Below are 7,515 nucleotides of genomic sequence, written 5' to 3'. Positions count from 1 at the left end.
TTGCGGCTTCACGCCGGTACTCCGGCGTGTACTTCTTGCGCTGTTGATTCACAATGAACATCCTCTCCTACGGACACAAGATCCATACAAATAGGGTGTCCACTACTTGAGGGTAACCTCAGTATGAGGAGGTCGACGATGGGGTGTTTGTCTGGGACTTCGAGGGTGACGGTGCCGGCGTCGTTGACTTTGTCGTTTGCTTTGAGTTGGGTGTAGCCGGTGATGATGGTTTGCGGGGTGAGGTATTTGTCAGTCAAATAGACGAATGGCGTGTGGTCGTCCCGATGCTGTTGCCCAAGTGCGGCCATTTGAATTGTTTGATGTTCTTGCATTGCTTACTATTCCTCCTGTTTGTGCCCAGGGTTGTAGGTATTGGTTGCGCCAGTGGATGTGGCATTTGTGGCAGTCGATGGTGGTGGCGTCGCCGGGCATGATGGGGCGTGTCCAGGCGATGCCTCGTAGTGTGGCCCAGGCGTTGTGGTTGGGGTAGCCGTGTGTGTCGGTGATAAGGCCTCCGGTGTCGGGGCTGGTGTGGTAGATGAGTCCGGTGGCGCCGAGTGCTGGTGGGAGGATGATGGGGCCGTTTTTGTCTTCGGTGATGCGGGCTGTGAGGCCTTTCCAGTGGATGGTGGGCCAGAGGGGGAGTTGTCCGGTGTTTTCGATGGTGGTGATTCCGGTGGAGGTGTGTTCGGGGCCGAAGTAGCGGCCGTCTTGGGCGGTGAGGTGTATTTCGAGGGTGGTGGTGTCTGTGGGGGCGGTTTCTTCGGGGAGTCCGATGGGGGACTCGAGGTGGACGAAGAGTTGGAGTTCGGGTTGGCGAGGTTGGTGGAAGGTGAGTATGGCGGGTTTGTAGAAGTCGAGGCCGTCGAGGAAGCGGCGGATAGTGGTTTCAGTGGTCAGGCTGGTGGTGTGGGTGATGCTGACTGTCAGGGTTGGGGTGATGGGCTCTGGGGTGGCCGTATCGTAGGTGTGGGTGGGGAAGTGTTGGGTGGTTGGTACTGGGTGGTCGGATAGTTTTCCGGTGGTGCCGGAGATTTTATGTAGGGTGACGCCTTCGTCGCCTTCCTGGGCGCCGGCGAGGTGCCAGGTGTGGCCTTTGTAGTCGGTTAGTTGGATGTCCACTGTGCTTTCCTCCTGCTAGACGACCATTGGGGTGGTGAAGGTGTTGATTTTGACTCCGCGTTCGAGTGCTTCGATTCGACGTTGATAATCGTCGAGGGCTTGGTTGACGCCGCGGCGGACGTCGTCGGAGGAGACTTCCATATTGTCGCCATTCATGTTGAGGTGAATCTCGACTGGTGGCAGGGCAGTTTTCCCGGGGTCGTCGGCTGTTCCGGCGACAGCGACTTTGACACGGCCTTGATTGTCAAGAATGTCTGGGGCGTTGGTCCCGTCGATTCCCCAGGGGGAGCCGAGGTCGTCGGTGATGTCGGCAAGTACGTCGCCGAGGAATTGTGAGCCCCATTCGATGGGGGCGCCGACGCGTTCTTCTTGACCGTTAAGCCATGCTTCGACGCCTTCTGAGAAGGTCTGAGCGGTGGCGTCCAGGTGCTTGGCGGCATAAGTAATGCCTTCAGCGAAATTAGTCATCTGTTGGGAGTTAAGTACCCATTCTGATTGGCCGGACGTGTTGACTGCAACAGAGTTATTGGGGAGTACACCACCGGAGTCGCGCAAGAATGCAGGTAGTACACCGCCGTTTTTGTAGCCTCCGGCGCGGTCGTAGGCCGCGGAGAGAGAACCGTAGCGGGACATGGCGTAGTTCATGGAGGAGCGAATGTTGGCTTCCGGGTCCCAGATGTCGTCGAATCCGGGGTCTTTGTAGGATTGGAATGTGGGGTCGATGGTTTGCATTAGTCCCTTGGATGGGGTGCCTTTGGTGGCGTTGGAGTCCCAATTATTAATTGCGTGGGGATTGCCTCCGGATTCTTGTTGCATGCGGCGCAGCACGGTATCGACGAGGGATGTTGGTTGGCCTTTTTCTTTCAACAGGCGGGTGACAAGTCCGCGATACTTGTTGACGTCTCCGCCGACGCTTAAGTGCTCCTTGACCTTTTTGGCTACGGCGGCGACTTTGTCTTTGAGCCAGTTCCATGCGTTGTCGGCGCCTTTAGTGAGGTAGGCGGGAGCCACGGAGTTTGCTAAAACAGTGCCGTTATTGATACCGAGTTTGTCTTTAACAGCGTTGATTTTGCCATCGAAGAGTTTCTTTGCTGCGTTGGTGAAGTCACCACCGAGCTCGATGGCTTTGTTGATGACGTTGTCAGTGACGTTCCATGCTTTGCCTGCTGTGGATTTGATGGCGCCGATAACACCGCCGTCGGCGAAGGAGCCGGAAAGTCCGGTGCCTTTTCCTGCTCGTGCTGTAGCGTTCATACGTGCGACTGCTGCTGGGCCGCCGACTGCTCTGGTCCATTCGGGCCGCATGATGGCCTCACCACCGGATAGGTTGAGCGTGCCTCCGGTAGGCGAGAAGAAGGTGTGTATGTCGCGGCCTGGGGTGTAACCGGGCATGACGCCACCGGTGGCGAAGCTGACCTCAGGAAGCTCGTCTACACCAGTTACCTTGGATACAGCATTCCATGCGGGGCGAATGCCGTTGTTGTAGGCCACGTTGGCAATTTTGCCGGCAATTGACTTAATAGTTTCCCAGACACTGTTCCATGCGGACTTGATTCCATCAGCGGCTTTTTCAAACCATTGCTTAACTTGGTCGACCCCTTGCTTCATGCGGTCAAAAGCAGGACGAACGTGTGCATCGACAATGCCTTTAATGAAGTCTGACATGTGTTGCCAGGCGGGAAGAAGGACGTTGTCAATAATGGCCTTGATACCGTTGACAACCATGTTCCACACGGCTTTAATCCCGTTAAATACTGGCTGAATAGCGTTATTCCAGATAGCAGACAGGAATTGACTCATCGCGTCCCACGCTGGGATAAGTACCGTATCGATGAGGGCCTTGATGCTATTTACGACAGCTTCCCAGAGCTGCTTTATCAGGTTGAGGATTGGTTGGATAGCTGCTTCCCATAGGAAGTGCACTGCTTGTGCGACAGCGTCCCATGCGGGTTTGAGTACGTTTTCCCACAGGGCTTGAATGCCGGTTACGAGTAGCTCCCAGCCTGCTTTGATGGCCTCGAACCCCACCATCACTACGGACTTAACCAGCATGAACTGCAGCATGATAGGTGTCAGAAGTGCCGTGATGATGTAGGGCGCGACCTGCTGGATAACTGCCCACGCTTTCGAAAACCACTCACCAATAGACGAAAATACAGGCTGAATCCATTCCCAGAAGCTGCGGAGCGCGTCACCAATCTTCGACAAGATTTGATGCCCGACCTCGGTCTTTGTCAGAAAGAGTGTAATGCCTGCAACGACGGCGGCAATAGCTGTGACAATAAGGCCAATTGGGTTTGTGTCAAAAATAGCCGCCAACAGTGCAGGCAAGGTACGCAGCCCAGTGAAGATGATGCGCCCGACCTTAATGATTCCGCCCAAAGCCTTACGGAATCCCATAAACCCCTTTATCGCAGGGCCCAACTTCGGCCCGAATGATGCGATAATGTCGCCGCCTGCCTTAAACGCCTTAAACCCGCGAGTAATCGGAGCAATGACCTTAGCCCACGTCATAAAACCACCAGCAGCCGCAGCAGCCAATCCTGGGTGCTTGGCCATTTGGTCGGTGAGCATCTCAATGGCCGGGACAACTACGGTAGAAATCAGCGGCGCGAGAGCATTTAACAGGTCGACAATAGCAGGCAGACTGCCGACAGCAATAGAGCCCATGGCTGTGACAATGGAAGGCAGAATAGGTGCGATGGCGCTGAGAAGCTGGGCTATTGAACTGCCTAGTTGTTCAACTGCAGGCCATGCTTGGACTGCTAAATTCCCCATCGACGTGAACGAATTCATCACCGAATCAAAATCAATGTTCGAAATCGCGTCGAACATTTTCGGAATGACGTCATCAGCCAAGTGGTCAAAAATCGGGGAAATCTTGTCTGAGAGCTGTCCAGCGAAATCACCAATCTGTGGAGTGATTCTTTCGAATCCATCCGATAGTGCGTTAAAGACGGGAATCATGCCTTCGTAGAAGGGCTGAATGAATGCAGCGGTCACGTGAGACGCAAACGCTGCCATGGTGTCAAAGGAGCCTTTGAATGTTTCGCGTTGCTTCTGGGCAGCTCCGTCGAACATGTCGTTCATGGCGTTAGAAAAGTCCTCGAATGAGACCTTACCTTCGCTAATCATGTCGGTGACTTCTTCTTTTGTCACTCCCATTTGGTCGGCAAGTTTTTGTTGCAGCCCGATTCCTCGGTCCATCAACTGGGCCATAACCTCACCGTCAACGTGGCCACGGGCAGCGACCTTCGACCAGATTGACCCCATCTCGCCCATGGACACGCCTGAGTGGGCGGCAGAGTCGGCCACACGGCTGAGAGTATCTTGGAGGTCTTGGCCGGGTTTAATACCAGAGCTGAGCATGACGGAGGCAACTTGGGCGGTATCACCCATGAGGAAGGAGGTGCCCTCAATGGACTTATTGACATTGCCCATAATCTGGTCGATGTCTTTGCCCTTGTAGCCCAAACCCTCAAGGGCCTTTTCTGCCTTGTCAGTCGAAGCAAGACGGTTAAACCCATCACTAAAGGCTTTACCCGCGCTGACACCAGCAGCGGCGGTGGTGGCTACAGCACCAGCTTTCATCGTCTTCTTCAGACCACTGGTGATTTTGCCACCCATCTTCTCGCCCCACGAGCCAGAAGGGTTGACCACAGCCTTATCAATCTGCTTGCGTACCTGGGAAAAATCTCCCATTTTCGGCACGATACTGACCCAGCCGGTACCAACATCGAAGTTTGCACCCATGCTTAACCCCCGTCAATGCCAGGCCAGTCATCGCCCAGCCATTCATCCATTTCTTGCTTGGTAAGTCCCTCTGCCTGAATTCCAGCAGTTTCGGTTTTCTTGTCGTCGACTCCGGGGCCGGGGGATAGGCTTCGGTTTTTGCCCCTTGCCTCCCCAAGCACTCATCGCCTGCTGGTCAGCGATATGGGCTAAGAGCTGGTTGGTGAGGTTCCACTCCCAGTCTTTCTTTTGTGCATTGCGCACCAGCGCAGAGTCTGGGCCGGCGGTGGCGATAAGGGCAATGGCATCATTCCACGTGACACGGTCTGTGCCGTCGTTTATCCACCGCCAGCGTATACCGGCTTCGATGAGTTCCCTTTCGACTGCCATAGCGAATCGGGTGTCGGTGTCCACAGCGTCGATGAGGGAGACGATTTCGCCAAGGCTAGCTTTTGTCGCCGCCTTCGCTCCAGTCCTGCATGAACGTGTTGAACTCGTCCATGTGCATGTTATCGATGATTTCGAGGGTGCCGTCGTGAGATTTGTCGGCGGCGCGCTCGAGAATCATCCAGGAGAAGTCTTCATCATCAAGGCCGTCTCGCTTGGCGCGGCGGCGGTCGCCGACGGTGATGATGGAGTCAATGGGCGGCAGAGTGATGTCGTCGCCGTTAGAAGTGGTGTAGTTAAACCAGTCGTTGGTTGGCTTAGTGTTTTTCTTGGCGTTCTTCTTTGCAGCCATAAGAAACAATTCCCCCGAATCGAATACGTGTTTTACATGCGGACTTGCGCAACCTCCTACCTTGCTGGAAGGAGACTACTGCAATCCTTGCACCCTCATGATAGCAGCACTTATGTACGGCTGTTTACGGCCCAAAGCTAGCTAGCAACCATCCCAAACCGGCTGCGATTGCGAAGTAAGCCAAAATGAGTACAGCGACAATTGGAATAAACACGTACAGGTACGCCAGCACAATGGTGATAGCAATACCCGACACAGCAACAAACCCGGTTAACGTCCCAGCAATGTTGAGGATAATCACTACGGTCACTAGCCCCAAAGACACGACTGCCAGCACCGCCAAATGAGCAATCACCCACAGACGCAGTAACCTACCTAAGGGTGAATGACGTGTTAACAGGTTGAAAATATCCAACGGGATACCCGCCAGAGGAAACGCGATTGTATTGACCACCCGAAGGTAAATCGGCACCAGACTCAACATGATAATCAGCCCAGCTACCGCAATAAACGTGACAGTCACAATACCGGCAAGCACAACACCTGCCACACGATTGAACAGAGTCAGCGCCAGCGAGCCTAAAACAATACCCAAAAGCCCCACCACCGCGGCAAATACCGCAATGGAAGATATAAGGTCAACGGTCCGAAATGCATGGGAAATGCTTGCAACTGTCACAATCAACAGGGCAGCAGACAAAATCAACACAGCCCACACAAGGATAGGCGCCGCTGCCACAAGACCAGCCACACGAAGCCGCCTAAACAGTCGCCTACCAGCACGCACCGGGGTACCAGCGGCAAGAAAGGCCAAAGCGGCAGCTAGAACAAGCCCTGACACCGCCGTGAGCAGTGCAGCCAACGGGGCTAGAAGTACTCGAGGGTGCGTTGCGACCATGCTCAGAAACGTCGCCACCGACAAGAACAAAATAATGGCACCGGCAACACCTGGCACAATCGTCAACGCTGCCGCAGAAAACGTCACCGCAATCGTCAACAGTGACACCTTGGCTAATATCCTCCACGGCTTCGCCAACTTCCGCGAAACAAGAAGCAATGGAACGCCCACGAACACAGTAACTACAGCAGAAATCATCAACCCCAATGCGAGTCGCTCGAGCCTTTGAGCCTTCATCCACGGGAATGCCCCGGCGATGACCGCGGCGTCGAGCAGTAGGCGGCGCACACTACGGGCCGTGACTAAAGCAACGATAACAGCGGATATAACGGTGGCTATGCTGCTGAGCGCAAATTTAGGCCACCTCTTCAAACGTTGACCAATCCAAGTCAAAGCAACAAGCGCGGCGATAAGAAAACGGTGGTGAATACCCAACACAACGGCGGCAGGGGTAAGCAACCGCGCTGCAATGACAGGAACCTTCCACCCCATCCAACGAGCCGCAGCAATAACACTCGACCCGAGAATACCTACCATAAGCGGGAGGATAGGGCGGAGAATACGCCCAATGATTCCCCGTGTATGTGCTACAACATGCGCTAGCGCGACTCCCAACGTAGTGACAGTGTCAATGCCGAAAGCATCCAAGAAAGTCCACGGAAGGACAAAAGGAGTCAGTAGGCGGCGAAGCACACGTTGAGGCTTAGCCACTATATAGCCCACGAGCATGATTACTAACTGGGCGATGCCCAAATTTCCTGCACCGCCAGCGACGAGCCAAATGGTATTCGTTGCCGGATTCGCTGGTCCACCAGCCGCAGCCCACGCAGCCCATGCTGCTGCGGACACGCTAGCAAAGATTACCAAAAGCCCCCAGCTAACAACTTGTACGCTGATGCTGTAAAAATTCCACTTCAGCAAGAAAACATTCATGGACAGGGGAATCAATACGCGATACAGCAGGCCTCTGTACGGCAAAAACAGTGCAGGAAGCGTCAACAACGCCACTATCAGTACTACTGCA

At 54.4% G+C, this 7,515-nt stretch carries 5 protein-coding genes; all 5 read right to left on the bottom strand.

All coding sequences use genetic code 11. The annotated features are described in order from the left end of the window. Positions 1 to 249: 249 nt before the first annotated feature. Positions 250 to 1,122 carry a hypothetical protein gene (locus tag MHK05_RS10835; protein WP_239206730.1) on the bottom strand — a complete coding sequence of 291 codons (873 nt, stop codon included), beginning with the start codon at positions 1,120 to 1,122 and terminating at the stop codon, positions 250 to 252. Positions 1,123 to 1,137: 15 nt separating this feature from the next. Next, on the bottom strand, positions 1,138 to 4,824 hold the full coding sequence (locus MHK05_RS10830; RefSeq protein WP_239206729.1) for a tape measure protein: 3,687 nt from the start codon (positions 4,822 to 4,824) through the stop codon (positions 1,138 to 1,140). Positions 4,825 to 4,917: 93 nt separating this feature from the next. Continuing rightward, entirely contained in the window at positions 4,918 to 5,244 is a 327-nt protein-coding gene (locus tag MHK05_RS10825) for a hypothetical protein (protein ID WP_239206728.1), read from the bottom strand. Positions 5,245 to 5,299: 55 nt separating this feature from the next. Further along, on the bottom strand, positions 5,300 to 5,593 hold the full coding sequence (locus MHK05_RS10820) for a hypothetical protein (RefSeq protein ID WP_239206727.1): 294 nt from the start codon (positions 5,591 to 5,593) through the stop codon (positions 5,300 to 5,302). Positions 5,594 to 5,717: 124 nt separating this feature from the next. Beyond that, on the bottom strand, positions 5,718 to 7,499 hold the full coding sequence (locus tag MHK05_RS10815; RefSeq protein ID WP_239206726.1) for a hypothetical protein: 1,782 nt from the start codon (positions 7,497 to 7,499) through the stop codon (positions 5,718 to 5,720). Positions 7,500 to 7,515: the final 16 nt, after the last annotated feature.

The sequence above is a fragment of the Corynebacterium nasorum genome (assembly GCF_022347325.1).
GTDB lineage: Bacteria > Actinomycetota > Actinomycetes > Mycobacteriales > Mycobacteriaceae > Corynebacterium > Corynebacterium kefirresidentii.
Note: the sequence above shows the minus strand (reverse complement) of the source record. Positions and strands in the feature narration are given on the sequence as shown.